The following is a 23097-nucleotide window of genomic DNA, read 5'->3' as shown; positions in this document are numbered from 1 at the left end:
CCGTGTGAATCGTGGGATTGCGCTGCTTTTTTGAAATTCTATGAATAATCCAGGTTGATAAACATGCGCGTCACTTCTTGTTCACTACTCATGGGTTGCCCTCCTGTAAATTTGTAATTGATTACACATATACAGACAACTTTTGAGTGCCGAAATGAAAGCGATTCCCAGCTTTATTTGTTGAAGCTACATTGGGTGAAAAGGAGACAAAAAAATCGACGGTATTATGCATACTCGTCGATTCGTTATTTTTTAGTTCCTTTCGAAATTTTTTATCGGTAGGAGCATTGTACTATAATTGGTATATGTGAAAAGGCGTTATGCAGAATGCTGCCTGAATAACGAGAACAAACCGAAACTTGAGTTTTCAAGTTTTAGGCGCGATTGGTCATTCCCCACTTACTGTTGACGTGTACCTTTCTCTTTTTCACTCGCAAATTGCATGAATATTCACGTCCTGAAATAAAATAGCCTTCAATATACTCTTAGTATGCACGTAGTAAACGTGTGCATAAAGTATATCGAAGGCTATTTTTATAGCGACTTAGTATGGCAGGATTCTGGAGTATGAACAGGGAACAACGTAAGCACAAAGCCAAATGACGTACTGCAATTCAGATCCTTGACAGTTCTTTTCAATCTCAATTCAATCAATTATCTAAGTGCTCACTGACAAGTCAGTTTAGTGATCGGCATGCCAGTATCCCCATCCCGCCCCGTTCGAATATGACCACGCATGAATGAATGCATTGTTTCCAGTACCATACCATTCGACTAACATGTTGTACATGTTATACGTTGTATTCGCATGTACCTGATACGTGTGACCATCAGAAACGTCAGTGTTTCCAGTGCCCCCGGCTAAATAGGAGTGTCCCCATGCATTCGCTGAATACCATGGAACTGTTACTGTATTCGACTTGAGAGCATAGCCACTCTTCGTATTCTTAACTTGATTCCAACTCCAATCAGTTGGATTGTTCCATCGGAATTCGAAGTGTACACGTGTAACATCCTCTGCAAAGACAGTCTGCGTTCCAACCCATCCCATCAATCCAAGCGCAAGCAGTATTGCCGTCAAACCCTTCGAAAATCTTTGCCCCGTTAGCATTAACATCGTCCTCCTATTTCGGCCCGAAAATTATTATCAAGCCTATCGTCAACGACCTTCCCAACAAGGATATAATACAATATGTTTTGACTTTTCACAAAAATTTGTTAAATTAAGCTTATGAAGGGAGACGGCTGTGCCATATGTATATACCGTGCCGGTCATAAAACTGGTCTATATCGTTGGCAAAGGCTTTTGTACATTGATATGCATCAATATTGGTATGCAAGAATCAAACAATTACATTACTTTTGGGGCATGTTAATCGGTGTCAGTTTAGTGTTGGCGCATTTGGCAACGATCCTCCCACGACTGGTCGCACATCTGGACGGTAATCAATACCTATTCACGCCCTACACACAATGGATCAGCTTCAACACCAATCCTTGGACGATCGCATTGTTTCTCAGTTTACCGTTGTTGAGCACGTTGTCTGTCGCTCAGATCATCGGTGAAGACGCACGCAGTGGCTTTATCGCCCATATCGTGCAATACCGGTGCTTGAAGCATTACCTACTGACCAACTTAGGCGTCAGTTTCATTGGTGGGGCGTTGACCATCGTCGTTCCGCTGTTGATCGACTTCATCGGGGTGTGGTGTTTCCTTCCTCATATCACGCCGAATCCGATCCTCAATGCTAACATGCCGCTGCTACCGGACACGACTTACTTCGCCTCACTGTATTACACCAACCCTTTGGCCTTGGTAGGCTTCTACATTTTGCTAGCCGGTGCGGTCGCAGGCATGTTCGGCCTCCTCAGTGCGGTGGTGTCGTTGTTTGTCGACAATCGCTTCATCGCATTGGGCCTTGGGTTCACCTTAACGATGATGCTCAACGTGTTGTCCAACGCAATGCCACATGTTGCTTTTTCTCCTGTGTTGCTTTGCATCGGGTGCAGTCCCGCCTATATCCCTACTTTTTCGGCAACAATCACAGGCTTTGTGATAGCAATTGGCGGTTTATCAGCGCTCGGGTCGATTGCAGGAAGGCGGCGGGTGTATGTATAATTTCGTTCGGCTACGCCGACAACGCAATTACCACGGCTTACAGGTCCTGTTCGTCTTGTTGATCGGCAGTATTGTCTATGCGACAGTGGTGCAAATGCGGGCACCAGATCGACCCGCCGCGGGCATCATTCAAATGGCGCTCATGGCCTTGCAGAGTCCGCACAATCAACTGTATTTCTTCTTGCCTGCGCTCACGATTTTCGTCTTGATCTTATTCCAGCAGCCGACCGCCCAAGAGTTATATCGGTTAGCCAACACCCACCGCTTGAATCGCTTCGTTTTCGCAGGCCTCTTCGAACCCTTGATTGGATTTATGCTCGTCTTCGTCGCTGCCAGCACCCTCGTACTACTCACCAACCCACGATTTTTCGTCTTTGACGGATCTAATATAGTGCTTGGTGGGTTGTTGCTCATTCGCCATTTGCTCGGCCTGTTGTGGATTTGGAGCGTCCTCGCCTACCTCACCATCATGTTTAATAAACTCATTGCCGCGGCTGTGTTTACCGTGATGGTCGGAATCGATTACAGCCTGTGGCAGTGGTGCGGCAATTCAATTTTTTTGACCCATGGCATTGCCTTGGCCAGTCCACATTACGGATTCGATCTGGTCTTAGATAGTTGTCTCTATCTCGGCTATCTGCTGTTGCTTTATCAATTACAACCCCGTTTGATGAAAGCGTGGTTATCATGATCGCGCGCTTGTGGCCACTATTTAGGCGCAACGTCAGGCTGTACAGTGATGCGGTCAAAATCCGAGGCACCATGCTCTTGACGACCACTGTTGTCTTCCTCTTGGCTCGACGGCAATCCTTCACTGATTTGTTCTCCGGAGTGATTCAGTGTGGGGCCTTCACGATGCCGTTGACTTGGCTGTTTCTGGTCATGTCACCACTTATGGTGGTCGGTGATGCCGCCACGCGCCTCTTCAAAGTCGAGTACCCCTTGGTTAGCCACGTCTCCTTGCGTGTCTACTTGGCAACCATCCAAGTCCTCGTGGCTGCAAGCGACTTGGCTTTTTGGGGAGTTTGGTTCGTCTTGGCTTCCGGCTGGCAGGCTCTCGGCTTTAGCCTTACGGTCTTGTTGCTCACTATTGTCATCACCGAGGCATACAGCCTCGCCCAACTTTTCGCCGGTCCGATTGCCGCACTCTTAGGCAGTTTGGGCCTGTTGATCATCACCGTCGCCTGCAACCACTTCCCACTTTTATCGGCGTTGATGGCCAGCCGCTATCCTCAAGTTTCGTGGCCACAGACCCTGCTGGCACTCGTGCTGGTAGCCGTGGCGGCTTTCTTCTCCACGACACAGTTGTATCAACTCGATTTCATGCGCACTGATGCGCGATGAGGTGTCTTATGTCCAATCCATTGATCGAATTACGTCATGTTTCCAAGCAATTTCATCACCGCGTCGTCTTACACGACATCAACTTGACCATCTACGCCCACCGCATCTACGGTTTCAGCGGGCCTAACGGTTCTGGGAAGACCCTGACCTTCAAAACGATTCTGGGATTTGCCAAGGCTTCCAGTGGTCAAGTTCAAGTCAACGGCGCGATTATTCGCAAAGATACACTGTTCGCTCCAGGCATCGGTTTCGCATTGTCTGAGTACAATGTATTGCCCAACAAAAATGGTCGCGAAAATCTCGCGCTGTTAGCACTGCTTGCTGGCAATGATCAGGCGACCAGCATCGATGAATTGCTGACGCTGGTTGGTCTGTCGCCCACTGATCCGCGTAAAGTCAAAGACTATTCACTGGGCATGCGCCAACGCCTGCTTGTCGCCGTTGCACTCATCGGTGACCATCCGATAGTGATCTTCGATGAACCCACCAACGCCTTAGATGAGGACGGACAACAGTTCATGATCACCTTGATCAAAGACTTGCAAGCGCGCGGCAAGACCGTCTTGGTGTCTAGCCACGATGCCGCCTTCCTCAAAGCCGTCAGTGATGAGATCTTCTACTTCAGCGACGGGCAAATCGTCCGCACGGAGGCGTGTCATGCCGACTAAACGTTCGCTGGTAATAATCTGCGCAATCATCGGTGTAAGCGCCGCATTGTGTTGGCATCAGCATCAAGTCACGGTGTTGTATCAAGGCTTTGCTATCCACACCCGCAACGTGGCGTTGCACCAATCGATTGCCTTGAACGACCAACAGACCCTCACCCTCCACCACCAAGGCCTCACCCACGGCCACTTTCGGGCAACTTTAACGCTTCACACTCGCGCTGCCAGCCGCTTATCGCTGGCGCATTGGTATCTGTATGAAGGCCCGAACAATCAGCCCAATCAATTTCTGGATCCGACAATCAACGGGAAAGTCACGCATGACTTAACCCCAGGCACCAACCGGATTACCGTCGCCACCAATATCGCCCCGCATCGGCCAACCTATCAGCTGGCGATTGCCATAAATGATAAGCACGGCCGATATCGAATCTTATACTTTCAAGAGTGATCGACTTTAACCAAAGCCAAAACATGATGCATACCGACATCGATGATTAGAACATCAAAATTATCGACGAAGCGTCTGGGTCACATCGCGCAGCAGTCTATGAGAGGTGAGCTGATGGAATTCGTTGATCCAAACCACCCTTGATCAACCTCGTAGCCATCGTCATGAAAAGTTTCATCAATAAAAGGTCCGAATTTATGGTGATAAAGTCTTCGGGCCTCGCTGTTGTGAATTCTGTTAATATTTGCATTGATTGATAACAAACAACAAACACCTAGACGCAACGCAAAAAGCTGAAAATTCAATCCGCAAACAATCGGGATTGAATTTTCAGCTTATTTTTGTCTATATACCTTTGGTAATAATCCAGTTGTTGCTTTGCTTGGAAAGAATCAGAGTGTATTGCGAGACTTGGCTCATATCGTTGTCAGTGTCGAGGTACTTCACAGACAAGGTAACGGTCAGGCTACTCTTAGTCTGCTTGAAGACAGGATCGAGGAGTTCCACGAACTTGAGGTTCCGTTCGATTGGGTGCGTCCCGTCCTTGACGTAATATTTGAGTTCGTTGCGATCACTTTTCGGGTACAAAGCGAAGAAAGTTTTGAGGAACTTAGTTACGTCGTCTGCGGTGCTGCTGGCTACCGAGTTGTCCGACTGCGTATCTGGCAGTTTGATTCGTGCTGTCGCCGGTTCAGCCGCAATCGTGGGGTTCTTGGTGACCACCATATCGCCGTTGCCATTTTGCATGACGTTGATGGTGTAGGTGCTGGTCACGGACTTCTTGGCTTTGCCCTTGGTGAGATCTTGCGTCACCGTGAATAGCACGCAGAATGTGTCTTTGGCTGTCTTGCTCACGTCCCAGACCTTAACTTCACTAACCTTGGCCGTGGTGGGAATGTCGCCAAGGCATGCGTGTCGATCACCTTGGTCTTAATTACTTGGACTTCATGCACCGTGTGGGTGTCGATGGCGGTCATGTTCTTGTAGACGCCGAAGCTGGTGCTACCGATCAAGACTGCCCAGCAAAGCAGTGTGACCGGACGGCGCAAGCCACGGTGCTTAATTTTAGGTGGCTTTGGCGCGGCTGGCTTCTTTTTGAACCAGCCGTTCTCTTGGGTTTTGTCTTTACTCAAGGTTCGTTCACCTTGTCCTTTCTAATTTCGTAGCAGCGATAAAAGTCATCGTAAATATCGAGAAAACGCACGAACAGGCGTTGCAGCGAGATTCGCTTGTAGCCTTCATAGTCGGTTTCGATATACTGACCGAGTTCACGGTCGTTGTTGAAATATTCTTCGGCCAAGTAGCGTTCGCGGTCGAGGATATACTTGCGGTCTTCTGGGGCGAACACTTTGCCTTTGAGCCATTGATCAACGGCTACTTCATGCGCGACAGCGAGGCGATACTCGCGCCGGTGCCCGTACTTCATTTCCGGCATCCGGTCAACGAAGCGGTCGAGAACGTGGCACAGGTCGTCAGTATTGGGTAGGCGTTGTTTGAAGAACTTGATGCGTTCCCATTCGCCTGACGCAAAGTCTAGTTCCTTATTGCGTAATGCACGGTTGTCACCGAATTTGAGATCGACGTGCGCTTTTTGTAGTGCATCGTCATAGGTGTTGGTGATGAGATCCATCCAGTCAAAATAACCGATACCGTTTTGATCCATTATCTTCACCTACTTCTTCACACGCCCGGCGCCGATCAGGTGGGCTTGCCAGTAACTTGAGTTCAAGTCGGCATAGCCAAGCGGGTCGCCCGCATTGTACATTTTCATGCCGCCGACATAGATTCCAACGTGGGTCACATAGTCGGCGGTATCGTAGGTTGAGTGGAAGAACACGAGGTCGCCGGGCTTGGCGTCTTTGATATTCAGGTGTGCCGTGGCGTCGTATTGTGCTTGTGCGGTGCGGGGGAGTTTGATCCCAGCTTTGCCGTAGCACCAACTGGTCAGCCCGGAACAGTCAAAGCCCGTTGTTGGCGTTGAGCCACCGAAGACATAGCGAGTGCCTTGATATTTGAGCGCCTCATCCATGATCGCTTGCACCGTTTTGTCGTCGAATTTCGCACCACCTGTGACAAGGTATTGCGAGATGACCGACACGTAGTACATGTTCCCATAGGCATAGCGCCAACCATCCTTAGCAACCGCGTTGGTGTAGGTGACTTTCTTACCACCAGATTTTTCTTTAGCAAAAGATGTTGCCAGCTCAAGCGTGTACTTTTTGCCGTGCTTAGCAACGTAGTCAATAAAGCTGCCACCATAGTTGTAGCTTTGAATTGCAGTGTTGAGATCCACGCCCGCAGCTTTCATGCTTTTTAACAGCGAAGCGAAATATTTCACGCCTTGCTTGATGGATGCTTCGGTATCTAGCGTATTGACCGGCAGTCCCAGCGATTCACTAGCTTGCATCACGTCGCCACCCTTGCCGCCAGATTCGACCTGCATGATGGCGAGTATCACCATCATTTGGTCTGAAATGCCGAACTCTTTACAATACTTTTCGACCGTCAGCTTATGCTTGTAAACTTCAGCGGATAAGTTCATCGCGTCGGCTGTGATCGCAGAGGCAGGCTGGTCTTCGTCGTCATCAGAGGCAATGACCGCAAAAAACAGACCGCCGATCAACAGTATCGGGAGTGCGGCAAGCGCTAACCAGCGCCAGAGTTTCATCGCTTCTTATGCCCCTTAGCCTTTTTGATCCGCTGTGGCTTGGGGTTGCGTGGCTTGGCTGGCTTTTCGGAAACGAGGGTCAGTGGCTTCTTGGGTCTATCCGTTGGTGGAGCTGGTTCTTGGTGCGGTTTGATGGTGGGTTCTGCCTGCGGTTTCGTGGCTGGACGTGGAGGCCGAGTTGATGTTGGATTCGTGGCAGCACGCTTAGGTTGCCCACTGGTATCAGCTTGTTCGGGCTTTGGCTTGGGAGGGGTGGCAGTTGTCGGCTTACGGGTTGGCTCAACCGGTGGCTTGGCGGCCGTTGGTTTTGGCTTTTCAGGATCTGACTTAGGCTTGATCGCGAGCTTGCGTTCCTGCATTTGCTTACGCCGTTGCTCAAGCTGCTTGTCACGTTCCTGCTGATTGGCCTCACGCCGCCCCTTGAAGCTGTCCTTCGCGGTTTCGGCGGCCTCCTTAGTCAGTTGCTTACCACGATGCAGACCATATAAAACGTTGGTTGGTGCGTCCTTCACCTGATCAAGGCCGCGCTTGGTCTTGTCCTTGAGCTTGTTGCCGACATCAGATACATCGGCGAGTTTCTCACCCAGTCGTTGGCTGCGTGGCTTCTTAGGTTGTTGCGGCTTGGCAGCGTCCGTAGTTTGCTCGCGTTGCGTACCAGCGGAGAGCTGTGGTGTTTGCGGCATTCCGCGACCTTTACCATAGCCTCGCGACAGGAAACGTTCTGCCATTGCGCCGCCCATTGCACTGCCAACAAACTGCCGAAGCATTCGATTCCCTCGGCGCGAGAAAAGTTGTGCGCCTTGTTGGGCGTCAGAGCTGTGGAGCTGCATCATGCCCATCAGGTCGCCGAGCTTCATCCATATACCTGCGAAGATAGTGACTTGTAGGAAGGCCACGAGGAAGAACGGTGAGGTGGCCGATAATCCGTAGACCATTGCCGATAGTGAGAACGCCATCGTGATCACCAGCGTCACGCCAACTCGCGTCATGATCGTGTTGAAAAGTTTCATGATGTTTTGCTTCATCAGGCCGTTAAATGAGGGCAGCATCGCAAGCAAGAATGACACCGGCAGGAACGTCGCGTAGATGATAAAGAGTATCTGGCTGAACAGCATCATCGCGGTCAGGAAGAAGACAAACAAGGTGATTGCTACGTTGAACAGGACAACGAATGTGGAAGTACCCAGCCGATTGATGGTCATAGTCGGTGAGAGGTTCTCGTTGTCGTTGTCTTCAATTTCAGCCTTCACCACGTCGGTACGGGTTTTGCCTTTGTCGCCAAACGGGTCGGTCTTCATCAACGTGTTCACACGGTCTTTGCCAACGGTATTAGCATCGCTGTCGCCAAACTGCAAAAGTGTCCACGGCTGCTTCACCTGAATTTCAAAAAGGGTGTCACGGATCGCGTCGACGCCTGATTTATCGGTGGCTGTATCAGTCCCCATAATCATCTTGGAGCCAGTGTTGAGTGCGCTGGTGCTGATGTCGCTACTGAACTCGTTGATTTTGCTGACGTAATCTGGTGCGTAGGCGATAAAGCTGGCTGACGTGATGAAGATCACCACGAAGTTGACGATCGCCGAAATGGCTTTCGAGGTTTCGCGCTTGATGATGCCGGTGTAGGCCACGTAGATACCGACGACCAGCGTAATCATCAGGAGCAATCCGGGATAAAAACCGTCAGTGGTGAAGCCATCTTTTGACACCCCGGCCAAGAGCTGCATGTTCTTCCCAATCGCGTCAGACGTATCTTTGATGAAGTCCAGCGAGTAGGCTTGCTGAATCAGATAGCCCGCAGCGTTTGAGAGGTAGACAGAAAGTGTCCACAAGAAGTTGGTGATGGCGTACAGACCATAGCTTACGGACTTGCCGATGCCGTCCCCCCAATTCCAAGGCAACCAGTCCCAACTCGTATCTACAAAGTAGTCGAGCTGGTAGTGCGACAACGGGTACTTGGAATACTCGTTAGAGCCGCCAGACTGATCGTCTACCAGTCCCGCTGCGTGTACCGGCTGACCGCCAGCAAGTACCAACACCAACATGAATGCCGCGACAACACCGAGGAACAGCAGTAGCCGCCGACGGTTAGCTTTCGTCATCAGCAATCACCTCCACGGGTTTCGGTGGCCGAGTGTCGAAGGCGTGGTGTAGGTGCTCAAAGATATAGTCGAAGTGCAGCACGCCGACGTGTCCCCAGATGTCTTGGAACAAACACTCCCCGTTGTCTAGTGAACGGAGCCGGTTCTGATTACCTTCGTCTTCGGCATCAAGGCCAAAGAAGTTCAGCGTGTTCTTGATTTCCGTAATATCGGTACTACGGAAGGCAAACTTCTGGGCTATATTGTTCTTCATCTTTTCGTCGAGTAAGTCGTCCGCATTTTGAGTGACGAGGTAAACCCCGGCATTCATCGAGCGACCTTCACGAATCAGCTTCATCGACAGGGCTTTGCCTTGTGCCACGTTGAGAAATGCCCAGGCTTCGTCCAAGTCCACGATCTTGAACTGGGCGCGGTCTTGGTGAATGAAGTCGATGGCAAAGGTACTGATAATCATGAGCATGGCGACGGACAGCATTTCCGCAGTGATGTATTCTTCCTGCGTCTTGTCGGCGTCCGGCAGCACTAAGTCTGCGATTTGCACGATGTTGATCTTGCGGTCAAGCGCGATTGTCCGACGCGCCGTTCCGTCAGAGAACAGCAATGCCGCAAAGTCGTAGTCCGTAAAGGATTCGATATGATCGGCGATGTTGCGTGCGATTGGCGTGTCTTCGCGGCGTAGTTCATCAATGACTTTCAACAGTCCCGGTTCGGGCGCTTGTGTTACCGCGCGAATCGCTTTGCGCAGCGTCGGGAAGCGGTCGGCATCACGGCTTGAGATCCCCGTGAGGAAAGTCAGGGTATCAACGGCCAGCGATTCCGAATCTTTCAAGTTGGACAAGATGATATAAGGGTCAAGTAGCCCGCGGTTTTGTTCTTCACTGGTCAGGTTGACGATGTTGATTTGATCTTCCATAAAGTCGAGGTTCTCCGCCCAGCCGGTACGTTCTGACTTCGGGTCAAGAATCAATGCCTGCGCCCCGTAAAGAACAGCGTAGTAGACAAGCAAGTTGTTGGAGAAGGACTTCCCACCGCCTAGTGAGCCAAGAAAGGCTGCGGATAAGGCATTGGTGACAGTCCCCTTGATACCTTGCGCGGCAATGTCGGGTTGCAAGTAGACGTTCCTCCCGGTGTCCACGTTGTACCCGATGTAGATACCTTCCTTTTCACCAAGTGATTGCGTCGCACCAAAACCTAGTGAGGCGATGAAGTCGCTGGTCACATATTGGATATAGTCGTTGATATAACGCTTGGAAGCTGGGATAAACTCACTGTGTAGCCCCAGCATGTCGCCGAATGGTCGCACGAGTTTGACGTTGAGGCTGTCGTAGAAGTCGAGTAGCTGATCAGCGCGACGCTTCATTTCGTCTTCACTGCGACCAGCAACGCGAATGACGTAGCTGATCTTGTACATCGCGTCCTTAGTCTGATCGAGGTTGCTTTCAAGCTCATCGACGGAATCCAAGGCATCGCTGACGCCGCGTGTGGTTTCGTTGCCGGACTGGTAGGCGTGTTCGTCCAAGTCCTTAAGTTCCTTCTTCTTGTTTCGGACCTTGGTCAGCGCCTTCTTGTTGGTCACAATCTCAACGTTCAAGCTGGTGTCGATGGGAAAGTCGAACTGGCTTTGCTGGAAGTAGAAGATTTCACTACCGGGAAATTCGAGTTCCCCAACAATATCGGAAAGCGTCAGGTATGTCACGTAACTGGCATCCAGTCCGTGAGTAATTTTGATGGAGCGCTGGTGCTGTTCAATCAGTGACCGAGTTGGCTTGATCAAGTCATAGCGCTTGATGATCGTGTCACGCTTAGACTTCTTGCGGGGCAAGTGGTACTCATAGTCGTCGTAGTCCTGACCCGTCATGCCGTAGAGGTGTTCTAGCAGGTAGCCGAAGTCGTTCTTATCCAGTGGGCGGACCTTGAAGCGGCGCCCAATTTTTTCGGCGAGGAACTTAGCAGACTTGGCGTAGCGTTCCACCTCGGCGTTGTCCATGGTGAAGAAGTCACCGGCGAACGTTGTGTTGAACTCGGCGAAGAAGTCCCGAATGCCCAAGGACATATCCTTGAAGATGGACTTGGCGGTGACCTCTGCATCGTTCAGCAACAGCTTAAAGCCGATGAAGAAGCGGTAGTCCACTTGGTTGTCACCGACGTTCTCGGTCAACGCTTCGGCTTGGCCGTCGATATGCTGGAAGGCAATGTCTTTAAGCGACCCCTTGACCAACTTCTTTGAGCGGTCGAGGGTGTCCCGGACACTGGCTTCTGTGGCAAGTTGCAAGAGGTGTAGTTTGCCGTCGCGGTTCTGGGAAATCAACTGGCGGAAGTTCTCATGGACTTGTTGCTTTTGTTCAGGGCTTAGAAACGAGTAGTTGTACGGAATCAATTCAAAATAGGCAAAGCACTCGCCGTCAGTGTTCCAGACGAGGTTGTCTTCGATATACTTAATTGGAAATTTCATTGTGGCACCTCCAGACGTAGGTCACAGCAGCGGATTGTTTCTCTTTCTGCGACTTCACAGGCTTACCAGCATAGGTGAGCTTCGGGGTGATGGCGTAGTTGATCACCGACCGCAAGAATCCCATCGGCTTCTTGTTGTCGAAGGTCTTCTGGCTCATGAACCACGTTAGCCCGGCAGGAATGCCGACATATTTGAGAAACGCGCCGTCAATGAATGACAGTGGCGGCAAGTCGCCCAGCAGCATGACCGCAAACAAACTGACGATGAACCACGTCATTTGCGTAAACGTAATTGGAAACGGCAGTTGCAGGTCATTGATGGCATACAGCACCTTTTCCACTGACCAAATACTGGTGTAGGATCTGACTTTCTTCATGTGATCTCCTTTCGTAGTAAGATAAAAGGACTGACGCCTTTTGTAGCGCCAGCCCCAGTGACTAGTTCAGATATTCGTAAATGCCGTCGTGAGTGGTGACATAGATACCATCGGCTTCGAGGTCGTTAGCCAGCTTTTCGTAGTCGATGTACGACTGAATCTGTTCAGGTACTTCGCCGCAGAAGTCGCCGTTTTGTACCAACATGATAGCAAGATCTTCCATCGAATCAGCATCATAGTGTACGAAATCATCGATATGCTCGGCCAACTCGATCACGTCATCAAAGCGTGCATCCAGCAGTTCCTCTACAACATCGCCCAGTTCGGAATTGTTGAGTTGGTCCAAGGCGTCACCCAGCGCATTGATATGGTCGATGCTGTCGTATTCGGAAATTGGGAATGGTGCATCGTAATCGTGGATCGCGTATTCTTCGTACTGTTCGTTCAGGCTGATTTGTTCGGCCATGTCGTCCCAGTTGATCGGCAGTTCAAACCATGCGCCGACAGATTCGCCTTCGTTGTACTTACCAAGATTGGCAATCCAAACGCGAAATTTAGCGGCCATATTAAGCCCCCCATGACGCGGTTGAACAGATTCAGCAGTACGTCTTTGACCCCAGCGGTATTGAACACCAGCCCCACTGCGATGATCGCGATGACCAAGAAGCCGATCAGCTTGGAGAACTCACGCTTGAAGCCAAGGTAGACCCCGATAATGGCAATCGCCATCAGCACCAAGCTCTGGGCATTGGAAGTGAACCAGTTAAACAAGTTTTGTCCGAAATTCATAATAATCATCCTTTTGTTTTTAAGTTTTGTGACCAATGCTCCTTTCATGAATGCCGCTATTTTGTCGTGGTCAGCGGCGACCTATGACTAATCAAGAAACGATGCTTCTACCGGTGACCTGAAAACCGGCCACCCAGATTCTTCGGCAGTTTGGTAAAGCAGTCGGCGCAGTTCACTGTAATTGAGGGCGCGACCATCGCGGCCTATCAGAGCCGCCGGGTGTTCTTGTTGCTGGTGTCGCCAAGCGATGTAGTCTTGAGCTGTGAAGCCGAAACTGTTCATATCGCAGATGCGCCGGTACTGCGTGTGTTCGACCACGCCGACTAGCGCGGCCTCGTAGACGTAAACGTTCAGCACGCAGTCTTTGAATGTCTTGCCTCGCAGCGGGTGAGAAGCAAGCACGTCATTGATCAAACATGTCACCCCCTAGTTCCTCGCTACCGATCGTCTGTTGCTCAATCAGCTTGAGGTGCTTGTCGTTCAGCTCGGCGTCCTTGATCATGAGCTGTAAGTCAGTAGTGCCGAAGTAGTTGTCGATTTCCTTGATGACCTTGAGCGTGGGCATGACTTGTTTTTGGAGCCATGCCTTGGTCTTGTTCAGGTCAAAGGGCTGGGGTGCGGTGGTCAGGCGTATCGGTTGACGACCTTTACCGAGGAAGTATGCCCAGCGGTCGTTGAGCGGCCACTTCAAGCGGCTTTTGTCCGGGACTTCATCAACGAACCGCATGTAGCGCGTGATGATACCGAACGCGACTTTTTCGGCGTCACGGGTAATCAGCATGTTCTCAATCGCCTTGACTGCCCGTTCGTTCTTTAATCGAATCTCAAAACGGTTGATGATCGATGTGTCGGCAATGGCGATGCCGCGCTTGGCAGCTTGTTCGGCGGCCTTTTCGTAGATGCAGAAATACACATCGCTTTTCATCGTGCCGACGTATAGCGTGTTGCCCCGGCCAGCCTCGTCGAGATCCACGAGCTTGCCTGATTGCAACCCTTGAAATGACCGCATGACGGAGATGCACTCGTTGTTCAGACACTTATCGACCAGTTCGGGGATATTCAGCAGGCCAATCATGTCGTTGATTGCAATATCAACTCGTTTGAAGATGCCGCCTGCTTCATCGACGCAGAGGAAGTAGTCATACCAAGTTTCGCCGTGGCTTAACAGAATGCCTTCAAACTCGCGGCAACCTTGGCCCTTCATTTCGACCAGCGTGCCGAGGTTGGAGCCAATCGGCGCGACCATGACTTGAATGTTGGAGAAGATATACATGGCCGAATAACCGTAGAAGCCGTGTTCCTCAAATATCAGGTGTTCTGGGGTCAGACCGAGAATTTTGGTGATTACGGCCTTGGCGTCAGTTGTCGGGAACCGCACGCGCATGTAGTCAAACATCAGCGTCAGTTCCGGTTCATCGTTCCAGTTCTTGAGCAACCGGTCGATTTCGGCTTGAAGCGCGGGGCTTGGGTTTGTCTTGCCGTTCTCCACTTGGACGTAATGCATCCGCGTGACACCTAAGCGCCGGGCGACTTGAGCTTGAGTTAGCTTGAGCTGCTTGCGTTTGGTTTTAATCTTTTCATGCCATGAGTACATGGCAACGCTCCTTTCAAAAAATGATGGATTGGGGGTGCCATCCATCATTTTGCTTTTTGCTATTCAAACGCCGTCATATCAACCTTTCCACCCCGTGTTCAGGCACAGACTTTGTATTTAATACCCCCCTGTTAGAGTACTGGGGGTAAGCGGTCGGCTGGCGCCGACCGCTGCCACTCACGCTTGCGGCTTTCGCGTTGCACGCCGCGCGTGGCGGCAGGGTGCAGCCTTGCTGAACAGATTGGGTAGTCATAGTCTTGCTCCTTTCAACGGGTTTGTCTTGATGACGGCGTGAATCTGATTAGTAATGGTGGGCCCAGCTATGGTAAGTGAGCTGCATGCCAGTTTGCATCATGGTAGCCGTGAACCAGAAGTAGACGGGCTTACCTGAGATGGTGCGGTCGCCGACCAGTTCGAGCCAGTGATTGCCGTCTTCCCACGGCTCGATGTAGTCGCAAAGCTCCATCAAGGCGTCTTCAGCGTCATCAAAGGTGGCATTTTTGATCTGGGCGGCGTAGTCCTCCGCAAATTGCATTTTGTTTTGGAATTTTGGTGTGGTCATTCTTCATCACCTTCATCTGCGACGTTGGTGTAAGTCATGGTTAAGCCACCGTCGTCGCCAGTGGTGACGTTGAACCAAAAGCGCTTCGGAAAACGATCGGCGGTCAGTCCGCCGGGAGCACCCATCCAGATTCGTGAATCTGGGTACTCGTGAGCATGCATTGCCATCCATTGCAGCTGGTCATCTGCGTCTTCGTCAGACTGGAAGGGCACGTTCTCGTGAAAGTCGTTGAGGAATTGCGTACGGTTTTCGATTTTGACATCAGTGCTCATGCGGCACCTCCTTTTCTGTTGTGGTTGCGGGAACGGTATTGGCTGCGGCGCCGATTTCGGTAAGGAAGTCATAGCCGCGCGGTACTAGCGGCGTGTAAAATTCAGAGGTGACGCTACCGCCGGTGTCCACATAGCCCCGTCCCTTGATTGGTTTCTGGAAAAAGTCTTTATTGGTTTCGCCGAACATCATGGAATAGCCGAGCTCACTCATGCGCCCAAGAGCAACCCGGAACATGAACTGGTCGCGAATCCCGTCACCGAGATACTTAGCGTCAGGCCGTTGGCAAGCCAACACGAGAAAGAAGCCAGCTTGACGCCCTAGCATAACGATCTGCTTGAGTTTGGACATCACCTGCATGGCATCGCGGCCAAGCATATCCATGAAGGCCACGTATTCATCAAAAATCAGAAAATGGGCGGGTAGTCCAAGATAGGCGTAGTTCTCGCCGGTCTTGTAACCGTCCATTTGTTTCATCTTGTCGTTTCGCGCCATCATGTCCTGATAGAAAGTTTCAAGCGCACCAAGCATAGCCTCCTTCTTCGAGTAGACCCCTGGCATCACGTCGGCCAGATCGGCGAGGTCAGCGTTTTTCGGGTCAAGAATTGTGAGCTGGGCACCGTCTTTCAGCAACGCTTCGATCAACGTCAAAATGAAGTAGGTCTTCCCACCGCCAGTCCCACCAGCGATCAACATGTGCGGTAGCGCATCATAGCGCCAAGCGACAGTTTCCATTAGCTGCATAGAGCCGTGTTCACAGGTCACGTCAGCGATGGTAATACGCTTGCCGATGGTGTCGTAAAGCAACGTGTACTCGACATAGGAATCGTGTAGAATCTTATCGACCAGCTCACAGTAAAGACCAGACTCTAGCTTCTTTTCCAAGTGCAGGAGCTGGTCTTGATAAGAAGACATGACGATTTCAACAGAGACGTGGATCAGTCCGTCCTTGAGCCGGTAGTAGATTTTGGGGAAGTGCGAGATCCTCTCTTTGGTGCGCGTTGAGCCTAAGTCCTTGAAGAAACTCTCACTGTTGGACTGGTCAGTCTGGTACCACTTATTCTCGATGATCATGCGGGCAAGCTTCTGGCGGTGTTCCATCTGCTTGTAGGAATCCGCAAACCAAGTTCGGTAAACCCACAGGCCAGCACTAAAGAGTAGTGCTGTGCATAAACTGTTGATAATCAGCGGCAACCACGACCAAGGCAGCGCCACCACGTCCGGCCAACTAAAGAATTTCCAGTTGATTTGTTTTAGCAGCGGCCAATAGGCGATAGCTGCGCCAGTTACCCACAGGAAAATCACGGCCGTCATAGCGGTGTTGTAGAGCAGGTTGCGTTGACGCGGATAGACCCGCGTACCGCGATAGGTCCAAATGTTCTTAAACATAAACATTTACAAACTGAAAAGCTACGCCGTTGATTATCGGCTCAAGCGAAAAGTAAAAGCGGGCGTCATCTCGGTGATGACGGACATCTTCGGCAGACATTGTGAGAACGAATCCATCTTCACGATATAGCTGACACTCGGCGATTTCATGTAGCAGATACCCCAATGGCCCGCCCTTTGTAAGCTTAGTGCAAGCTTTTTGGAGAATAACAGAGTTGTAGGCATTCAAGAAGACGTCTACATTTTCAAAGCGAATCCCTTGTAACGGACGCCTTGGAGCAACCCACGGTTCGTATTTGACCGTTACTCGATGCCGGTCTTCATGTAGTGAAAATATGAAGACTTCATCATTGCCGTGAGTTGTGAACTCTGTGCCGCGAGTTTGTTTGATAAATGGCTGCCCTGTACGTCGTGCACGCTTGGCGCGACAGAAAAGGCCCGTAATAAGATAGTCTGCTTGTGGAGTGTAACGAGTGGAAGTGCCGTAGTATTGGTTCAGAAATTCATAAAGACCAATAATCTCTAATTGTTGCATCGTACTCTCCTTTTATTCGTCATCTGCTTCGTCAGGAAATTCGGTTTGGCAACCAGCATAAATGACGGTTAGGTTGTGTGTATTGTCAGCATAGATTTCAAAGTTAAAACAGTGAGGTGGCGTTTGCACACCATACATATCAATATTGAAGCCCACTCCAACGTTGTAAGTGTCAAAATCATGTTCTAATGCTTCCGCGGCACCCTCAATAACCGGCTCAAGCAAACTACCGAGAGTTTCCTCGTGCTCGGGTAAGGCTAGTAGCCCGAAGTAGTCCTTGTAATACTGCTTCATGTTGACTAAGCGGATATCGCGTAAAAGCTCGTAATCTGGGTCTTTCATCTATTTCACTCCTAAATATTTGATAGAGGGTTGTCGATCTTCGGTGTCGATATTGAAGCTGAACTCCTTGGATTCGTGATCGCGGGTACATTCGCCGTCTACCCAGATGGAGAACGGCTTATCGGGATTGGCCTGTTCGGCGGCCATCAGTACCATGTCGATCAAAGCGTCCGGGCTGGGGGTCGTGATAATCAGGATCAACCAAAGCTGGATAATCTTCAAAGAAGCCTTCAATTCTAAGTGTTAGTGCCATGTCATCAGTCCTTTCTATTCATCGCTGACACCCAGATACGAGAGCCGCAAGCCATCTTCACCCTCGTATGAAGTGAACGAGAACAGCTTATTCATGCCGTCATTGGTCTGTTCACTGTCGATATGCAGGTGCTGGTAGGATTCAGGGCTTTCTTCCATGAGTTCCACCATGTCTTGAAGGATCTCGTCTGGGTCAAGGCGGTAGTCGTTGTCGATTTCTTCGTTATAGTCGTCAATTAATACTTCACGACCAACTACGGTCAGGGTGGAAGTCATCATCTGTGATCAACTCCTTTCGTTAGTGGTAAGCAACCGCCGCAGCGGGTGGCGCACGTGAGGAGTGGGGCAGTGAGCTATTTCTTGTCATTGTTGTTTGGCTTCTCCTGTGGCTTGACCGGTGCGGTGGCAATCACGAGATCCTTGGCCTTCATGTACCACGAAGTTTCAACGCGGTTGAAGTTCGCGTTCGCCACAGTGTCGATCACTGGGTCAACCAAGGTCACAATCTGGTTGTATTTGAAGTCTTTGACCCCAGCCTCTGCTGGAATTGAAACTTGGATCATCATCCCTTGCTTCATGGATTTCAAATCGTAGGTGCGTTCCTTTACGTCGTCGGTACGGTTGCCGTCTTCGTCTTGGACGAAGCGTTCACGGCGTTGGCCGGAGAATTTCAAGACGCCAAAGGTTTCTTCTAAGTCGATCACGATGCCTTCTGCTAATCGCATGTGGGGGTCCTCTTTTCTTTTATTTGACTGGGATAATATCGTCGGCATTGCAGATGTAGCGCACAAAGGCTTGTTCACCGATCCGGTAGCCAACAGTCGCAATTCGCGGTTTGATGATGGTGACTGGTGCATCAACTTCAATGCTTTCGGCCTTGTCACCTTTCTTTGCCGGAATGGTAATTTCAATGTTGTCGGTGCGCTGCAAGTCGGAGAACAACTCGTAAGTGCGGGAGACAACCTTACGATTGTCGCGATCACCTTCTGACAGTTCGCGCTTGAGCGAACCGAAGTACAGGTGGCCGAACGTCTTTTCAATGTTTGGTGCAACAAATTTGAGTTCCATGTTGTAGCCTTCCTTTCGTATTCAAAAAGCCGGGTAATTGGGCTACTCGGCTGTGGCTTGCTGATAGTATTCGGTTATTTGTTGAAGTAGGTAGTCGTAAAATGATTTGGAGATTGGGTGAACCGTGCGACCATCAGCGTATCGTGGAAACTGGATATACCAGCGATACTGACCTTCGATGAGCTTCACGTTTTTCAAGATGAGTACATGATCCAGTACGATGTCACCTTGGAGCAGCACGTCGCCGTCGGAATCCGGGTACATATTGATAGAAGAAATGCGCATGCTACTTGCCGTCTTTCTTCTTGGCACCACCGATCACAACCATTGCAGCGAGAACGCCGAGCAGCAGTACCACACCGATGACGATGAGCCAGCCGGACGTCGCGTTACCGGTTTGTGGGAGGCCAGGCTTAGGCGTCTGCTTGTCAGTCATGACGGCCTTCACGATTTCACCATCCTTAGTGATCTCGAATGGTACGAGGGCTTCGCTAATTTCGTAGCCCTTGGGTGCATCGTATTCTTGGAAGCTGTACTTACCAGCAGGCAGATTGCCAAAGGAAAATACCCCGTTCTTGTCTGTGCGACCAGATACGACCGTCTTGCCGTTTTCGTCCAGAATGCGGATGCCGGTGTTTGGCAGCCGCTTCCCAGTAGAAACGTCGGTCTTGGTCAGTTCGCCTGTGCCCTTGATCAAGTCGTTGGTCAGTTCAAAGGCAATTGTGGTTTCCTTGGCGTCAGCCTTGGTCTCACCAATCTGCTTGTCCTTACTATCAAAGACCGTCACGCCGTCCTTAGTGGATACGAGCTTGAGAGTTTCCTTCGATAAGACAAGGTTAGTGGTAGAAGGCTTGGATTCACGGAGATAGAAGGTGCCCACGGGCAGGTGCTTAATGGAACTGGTGGAATCCTTACCGACAGTGATCGTCTGAATGATCTTCTTATCAGCGTCGAGCAGTTCAAAGACTGCGCCAGCAGCGTTACCGGTCATCGCGTAGGAGTAACCCTTACCTGAAACCAGCGTGGCAACTTCATTGATCTTCTTGAATGACAGTTCGTTTTCGTGGAGCTTGTTGTCGATCACCTTACCGTCATTGAGGTCAATGTGTTTGATCTTCTCATTGTCGGTGGTGTGGAAATGGAAGCCGTACATAGTCGTGTTCAAGTCGTGCTTCTCACCAGCATTGAGCTCCTTGACGTAGTAGTAGCCGAATGGTAGCTGAATCGCATCGAATGCAGCCTTCCCATCCTTGACAGTGGTTGTTGCGAGCAGTGATTGTGCGGGAACCTCGGTGTCACCGATCTTAGTAGCGGCCATGGAGAACAGCCCAAAGACCTGTCCATTACCAGCGACGTTCTTAATTTCTGGTAGGTTGTTCTTCCAGCCGGTGATGCTTTCTTCTTGCTTGTTGAGTGTGATGTCAAGCTGCTGGAAGTCGTTCTTGGCTTCAAGTGAGGTTGAGGTCACCGTCACTTCTTGACCAGCGTACTTGAGTTCAAATGCAATCGGATCGGTGTTCAAAATGAACCCGTTTGGCGCAGAAACTTCGGTAGCCGTGTACTTGCCAAGATAGAGTTCTGGGGTTTGAATCTGGCCTTGAGCATCAGTAGTGCCAGTGGCAACCACGTCACCCTTGTGGGCACGAATGGTGCCGTCAGCAGTCGTAATGTCTTCGGCAGCACGGAATTCAAACGTCGCACCAGCGAGAGCGGTGTAGTCGTACTTGAACTTGTACTGGTCACCGTATTCAGTTTCAACCTTTTCGACAGCGACTGGGGTAGCCCCGGTCTTGGTCAAGGTGGCGACACCCTTTTGGGAGAGGTCAGCAAATTTGATGACCACGATGCCGTCCTTATGGCTGCCGTCGATGGTGAACTTGGCTGGTTCCTTAGCCAGTACATAGCCTTCTGGAGCTTGAACTTCTTCGAGTTGGTACTTGCCGTAGCCAAGCGCTTCGGCGGTAATCAGCTCGCCAGAGTTGTCGGTCACAAACTTATCAGTCGTACCGGTCTTGTCGGAAGTTGGCTGAATTTCGTACTTGTTGGTTTGCAGGTTCTTGATGCGGAAGATTGCGCCAGCGCGCAGCACGGTCTTCCCGGTTTCGGTATCAACCTTGACTACCCGCAGCTTTTCTTCGATCACCTTGTTTTCGATGCTATAATGTTGGGACTTCTGGGTGCCGTCAACAACAACTGTGAACGGCTTAATGCCGTTATAGCCTGTTGGGGTCTTGGTTTCAGTTACGGTGTAGGTGTCATAAGGTAGATCCGCGAACTTCACGTAGCCTTGGGCATCGGTGAGGCCAGTGCGAACAACTTTACCAGTAGTTTTGCTGGTGACGGTGAACTGGGTGTCCTTGAGCATGACCGGCTTAGTGCCTTTGCCTTGCGTTGACCAGTCGTAGTTCCCGTACTTGAGCAAATCGAGGTCACCGGTGATGACTTGTTCCTTAACCGTCGTGCTGGCAGTTGCAGTGGTGACGTTTTGACCAGCGTAACCCAGCTTGAAGGCGTGCTTTTGTGGGTCAAGCACGTAGCCAGTCGGCGCCTTGACCTCTTGCCAGTAGTAATCGTCCAGCTCCAAGCCAGAAACGGACGCTGTATTGTTGGCAATCGTCACTGACTTCACGAGCTTGTCATCGGCCGCACGATGGAGTTCGTAGACAGCACCGTTAAGGCTGGCAGCGCCTTGTGGCTGCTTACCGGTAACGGCATCTTCCTTGATAATTGTGGCAGTGCCGCGCTGTTCTTGATCAGTCGTATCGACGTGCGCAGTGGTGACCGAAACGGTTTGACCAGCGTACTTCAATTCAAATGGCAGCTTAGCCGAGTTTAGAACGTAGCCAGCAGGGGCTTTTTCTTCAAGCGCGTAGTAGCTACCGAGCTTGAGACTCTGCAAGGTTCCCTTGCCGCTGCCATCGGTCGTGATTGCGCCAACCCGTGTGCCGGTGCTGGTGTAGATTCCATAAACTGCACCGTTCAGGGAGTAGTAGGCGTTGAACATATCGCTACCGAACTCTTTACCAATCTTGGCAAGGGTCACGTTACCGAGCTGTTCCTTGTTACCGAGAACGACTTCGATGGTCTTGTTGGGTTCAATGGTGACTTCCTTGAGTTCGCCCTTATTCACATAGCCGTTCGGTGCAGTCACTTCGGAGACGGTGACTTTGGTGCCAGCTTTCAAGTCATTCAAGGCAGCATAGCCATCAGCACTAGTCGTCACTTCTTTGGTAGTGCCGTTGTACGCGAACTTGAGCTTTGCCCCGGGCAAGGCCTTATTGGTGTCGGCGTCGACTTTCTTGGCTTTCAGATTTCCGTTCAGGTTGACCTTGATCGGCAGGCTGAATTCGCCGTTGCTGGAAAGCTTGAAGTTGACCAGCTTTTGTTGGGAACCCTTTGTATAAACAAAAGAGGTACCAACGTCAGCGGCCTTGGCGATTGCATAGGCCACCTTACCGGAAGCCTTAGACTGGGCGGTAGCCGTCAGCGTAAGCTTGTTGCCGGACTTCGTAATCTTGAGATTTGCGGTGTTCGCTGTTTGCTGGGCAAAAGCGGCTAGTCGCCCATTAGTGTCCGTCAAGGTGATGGAATCCCCAATGGCAAGTGTGACTTGTTGGCCGTTGAAAGATGGCTTCTTGTCGTGAGCCGAGACCTTAGCGAGAATCGCCTTCTTCTCGGCGACATAGGCGCTGTATGGATTCGAGACCAGTGTGTCGCCCAGTTCTTCCCAAACCATCATCTGCGTGACGGCATAATTCTTGGCGCTAGGCTGTGAGTAGTACCCATAGTAGGCAATCTCAGCTAAGCGCTCTTTCTTGGCATTGGAGTAACTACTTGGCGTATATTCAGATCCACTCATGTCGAGGTCAACACCGTGCTCGACACAAAAGGCAATCTGTTTACCGCCGTCGATCTGTTTCATCCAAATGCCATTGTCCGTCCATGAGGAATTGTTGAACGCTTTCAGTTTCCAGCCTGTAACCCAATTTGTTGCTAATACGTTGGTCATGCTAGCGGCAAGAGCCATTGAGGCAGGAACGAGAAGCTGGACGAGCATTACAATTAATGCGGCGAGGATTGAAGTTCGCCGTGCTGTTTTTATCAATATTGTGTCCTCCAATT

At 50.6% G+C, this 23097-nt stretch carries 26 protein-coding genes and 2 pseudogenes; 6 read left to right on the top strand and 22 right to left on the bottom strand.

Annotation, left to right across the window (positions count from 1 at the left end; translation table 11 throughout):
- The first annotated feature begins 1318 nt into the window (after positions 1–1318).
- From FD01_RS05180 to FD01_RS05160, 5 genes are all read left to right on the top strand, one after another.
- A complete protein-coding gene (locus FD01_RS05180; RefSeq protein WP_056962994.1) occupies positions 1319–2119 on the top strand; it encodes a hypothetical protein in 801 nt (266 codons plus the stop codon).
- A complete protein-coding gene (locus FD01_RS05175; RefSeq protein WP_056962992.1) occupies positions 2112–2810 on the top strand; it encodes a hypothetical protein in 699 nt (232 codons plus the stop codon). The genes FD01_RS05180 and FD01_RS05175 overlap by 8 nt, the downstream gene beginning before the upstream one ends.
- Positions 2811–2887: 77 nt before the next feature.
- Complete coding sequence (locus FD01_RS05170) at positions 2888–3463, top strand: hypothetical protein (RefSeq protein WP_152164644.1); 576 nt, start codon at positions 2888–2890, stop codon at positions 3461–3463.
- 8 nt (positions 3464–3471) lie between these two features.
- Positions 3472–4131, top strand: coding sequence for an ABC transporter ATP-binding protein (locus FD01_RS05165; RefSeq protein WP_056962989.1), 660 nt, complete (start codon positions 3472–3474; stop codon positions 4129–4131).
- Positions 4121–4579, top strand: a complete 459-nt coding sequence (locus FD01_RS05160; protein ID WP_056962987.1) for a hypothetical protein — start codon at positions 4121–4123, stop codon at positions 4577–4579. The genes FD01_RS05165 and FD01_RS05160 overlap by 11 nt, the downstream gene beginning before the upstream one ends.
- Before the next feature lie 345 nt (positions 4580–4924).
- On the opposite strand, the gene FD01_RS16545 is transcribed toward FD01_RS05160, so the two are convergent.
- From FD01_RS16545 to FD01_RS15645, 9 genes and pseudogenes are all read right to left on the bottom strand, one after another.
- The gene (locus tag FD01_RS16545; protein WP_235802931.1) at positions 4925–5434 is read right to left on the bottom strand and encodes a conjugal transfer protein; all 510 of its coding nucleotides are present in this window, start codon (positions 5432–5434) and stop codon (positions 4925–4927) included.
- Entirely contained in the window at positions 5431–5712 is a 282-nt protein-coding gene (locus FD01_RS16540; RefSeq protein WP_225436209.1) for a hypothetical protein, read from the bottom strand. Before FD01_RS16540 ends, FD01_RS16545 begins: the two co-directional genes overlap by 4 nt.
- Entirely contained in the window at positions 5709–6242 is a 534-nt protein-coding gene (locus tag FD01_RS05150; RefSeq protein ID WP_054714498.1) for a hypothetical protein, read from the bottom strand. Before FD01_RS05150 ends, FD01_RS16540 begins: the two co-directional genes overlap by 4 nt.
- A gap of 9 nt (positions 6243–6251) precedes the next feature.
- Complete coding sequence (locus FD01_RS05145; protein ID WP_056962985.1) at positions 6252–7247, bottom strand: bifunctional lytic transglycosylase/C40 family peptidase; 996 nt, start codon at positions 7245–7247, stop codon at positions 6252–6254.
- Complete coding sequence (locus FD01_RS05140) at positions 7244–9346, bottom strand: CD3337/EF1877 family mobilome membrane protein (RefSeq protein WP_054714502.1); 2103 nt, start codon at positions 9344–9346, stop codon at positions 7244–7246. Before FD01_RS05140 ends, FD01_RS05145 begins: the two co-directional genes overlap by 4 nt.
- Positions 9333–11798, bottom strand: coding sequence for a conjugal transfer ATPase TcpF (tcpF, locus tag FD01_RS05135; protein WP_056962983.1), 2466 nt, complete (start codon positions 11796–11798; stop codon positions 9333–9335). The genes FD01_RS05140 and tcpF overlap by 14 nt, the downstream gene beginning before the upstream one ends.
- A complete protein-coding gene (locus FD01_RS05130; protein ID WP_056962982.1) occupies positions 11782–12174 on the bottom strand; it encodes a conjugal transfer protein in 393 nt (130 codons plus the stop codon). The genes tcpF and FD01_RS05130 overlap by 17 nt, the downstream gene beginning before the upstream one ends.
- A 61-nt stretch (positions 12175–12235) precedes the next feature.
- Positions 12236–12739, bottom strand: coding sequence for an antirestriction protein ArdA (locus FD01_RS05125; protein ID WP_054714506.1), 504 nt, complete (start codon positions 12737–12739; stop codon positions 12236–12238).
- An 8-nt stretch (positions 12740–12747) separates the two neighbouring features.
- Positions 12748–12963: pseudogene (locus FD01_RS15645) on the bottom strand (hypothetical protein); the annotation flags it as partial.
- Here FD01_RS15645 and FD01_RS16280 point away from each other — a divergent pair.
- Positions 12890–13054 carry a hypothetical protein gene (locus tag FD01_RS16280; protein WP_162257338.1) on the top strand — a complete coding sequence of 55 codons (165 nt, stop codon included), beginning with the start codon at positions 12890–12892 and terminating at the stop codon, positions 13052–13054. The pseudogene FD01_RS15645 and the gene FD01_RS16280 sit on opposite strands and share 74 nt — an antisense overlap.
- Here the strand turns inward: FD01_RS16280 and FD01_RS05120 are convergent.
- The 13 genes and pseudogenes from FD01_RS05120 to FD01_RS05060 all read right to left on the bottom strand — a co-directional run bounded on the left by FD01_RS05120 (position 13051) and on the right by FD01_RS05060 (position 23077).
- Positions 13051–13386 (bottom strand): hypothetical protein, encoded by a 336-nt coding sequence (locus tag FD01_RS05120; protein WP_225436208.1) that lies wholly within the window; start codon positions 13384–13386, stop codon positions 13051–13053. The genes FD01_RS16280 and FD01_RS05120 overlap by 4 nt on opposite strands.
- The gene (locus FD01_RS05115; protein ID WP_054714513.1) at positions 13367–14557 is read right to left on the bottom strand and encodes an XRE family transcriptional regulator; all 1191 of its coding nucleotides are present in this window, start codon (positions 14555–14557) and stop codon (positions 13367–13369) included. Before FD01_RS05115 ends, FD01_RS05120 begins: the two co-directional genes overlap by 20 nt.
- A gap of 301 nt (positions 14558–14858) precedes the next feature.
- The gene (locus tag FD01_RS05110; RefSeq protein WP_056962980.1) at positions 14859–15119 is read right to left on the bottom strand and encodes a hypothetical protein; all 261 of its coding nucleotides are present in this window, start codon (positions 15117–15119) and stop codon (positions 14859–14861) included.
- On the bottom strand, positions 15116–15391 hold the full coding sequence (locus tag FD01_RS05105; RefSeq protein ID WP_054714520.1) for a hypothetical protein: 276 nt from the start codon (positions 15389–15391) through the stop codon (positions 15116–15118). Before FD01_RS05105 ends, FD01_RS05110 begins: the two co-directional genes overlap by 4 nt.
- Complete coding sequence (locus FD01_RS05100; protein WP_056962996.1) at positions 15381–16778, bottom strand: FtsK/SpoIIIE domain-containing protein; 1398 nt, start codon at positions 16776–16778, stop codon at positions 15381–15383. The genes FD01_RS05105 and FD01_RS05100 overlap by 11 nt, the downstream gene beginning before the upstream one ends.
- Complete coding sequence (locus FD01_RS05095; RefSeq protein ID WP_054714523.1) at positions 16771–17313, bottom strand: hypothetical protein; 543 nt, start codon at positions 17311–17313, stop codon at positions 16771–16773. Before FD01_RS05095 ends, FD01_RS05100 begins: the two co-directional genes overlap by 8 nt.
- A 12-nt stretch (positions 17314–17325) precedes the next feature.
- Complete coding sequence (locus tag FD01_RS05090) at positions 17326–17655, bottom strand: hypothetical protein (protein WP_054714527.1); 330 nt, start codon at positions 17653–17655, stop codon at positions 17326–17328.
- Positions 17656–17908: pseudogene (locus FD01_RS05085) on the bottom strand (hypothetical protein).
- Positions 17909–17922: 14 nt separating this feature from the next.
- Positions 17923–18186 carry a hypothetical protein gene (locus FD01_RS05080; protein ID WP_054714530.1) on the bottom strand — a complete coding sequence of 88 codons (264 nt, stop codon included), beginning with the start codon at positions 18184–18186 and terminating at the stop codon, positions 17923–17925.
- A 74-nt stretch (positions 18187–18260) separates the two neighbouring features.
- Positions 18261–18632 (bottom strand): YdcP family protein, encoded by a 372-nt coding sequence (locus tag FD01_RS05075; protein ID WP_003606403.1) that lies wholly within the window; start codon positions 18630–18632, stop codon positions 18261–18263.
- Between the two features lie 19 nt (positions 18633–18651).
- On the bottom strand, positions 18652–18975 hold the full coding sequence (locus tag FD01_RS05070; protein WP_054714533.1) for a DUF961 family protein: 324 nt from the start codon (positions 18973–18975) through the stop codon (positions 18652–18654).
- A 42-nt stretch (positions 18976–19017) separates the two neighbouring features.
- Positions 19018–19260 carry a septation protein SpoVG family protein gene (locus FD01_RS16890; RefSeq protein WP_054714536.1) on the bottom strand — a complete coding sequence of 81 codons (243 nt, stop codon included), beginning with the start codon at positions 19258–19260 and terminating at the stop codon, positions 19018–19020.
- A 1-nt stretch (position 19261) separates the two neighbouring features.
- The gene (locus FD01_RS05060) at positions 19262–23077 is read right to left on the bottom strand and encodes a SpaA isopeptide-forming pilin-related protein (RefSeq protein ID WP_191981520.1); all 3816 of its coding nucleotides are present in this window, start codon (positions 23075–23077) and stop codon (positions 19262–19264) included.
- Between the last annotated feature and the right edge of the window lie 20 nt (positions 23078–23097).

Source organism: Lacticaseibacillus manihotivorans DSM 13343 = JCM 12514 (genome assembly GCF_001435035.1).
GTDB lineage: Bacteria > Bacillota > Bacilli > Lactobacillales > Lactobacillaceae > Lacticaseibacillus > Lacticaseibacillus manihotivorans.
This window is presented reverse-complemented; position numbering and strand designations above follow the sequence as displayed.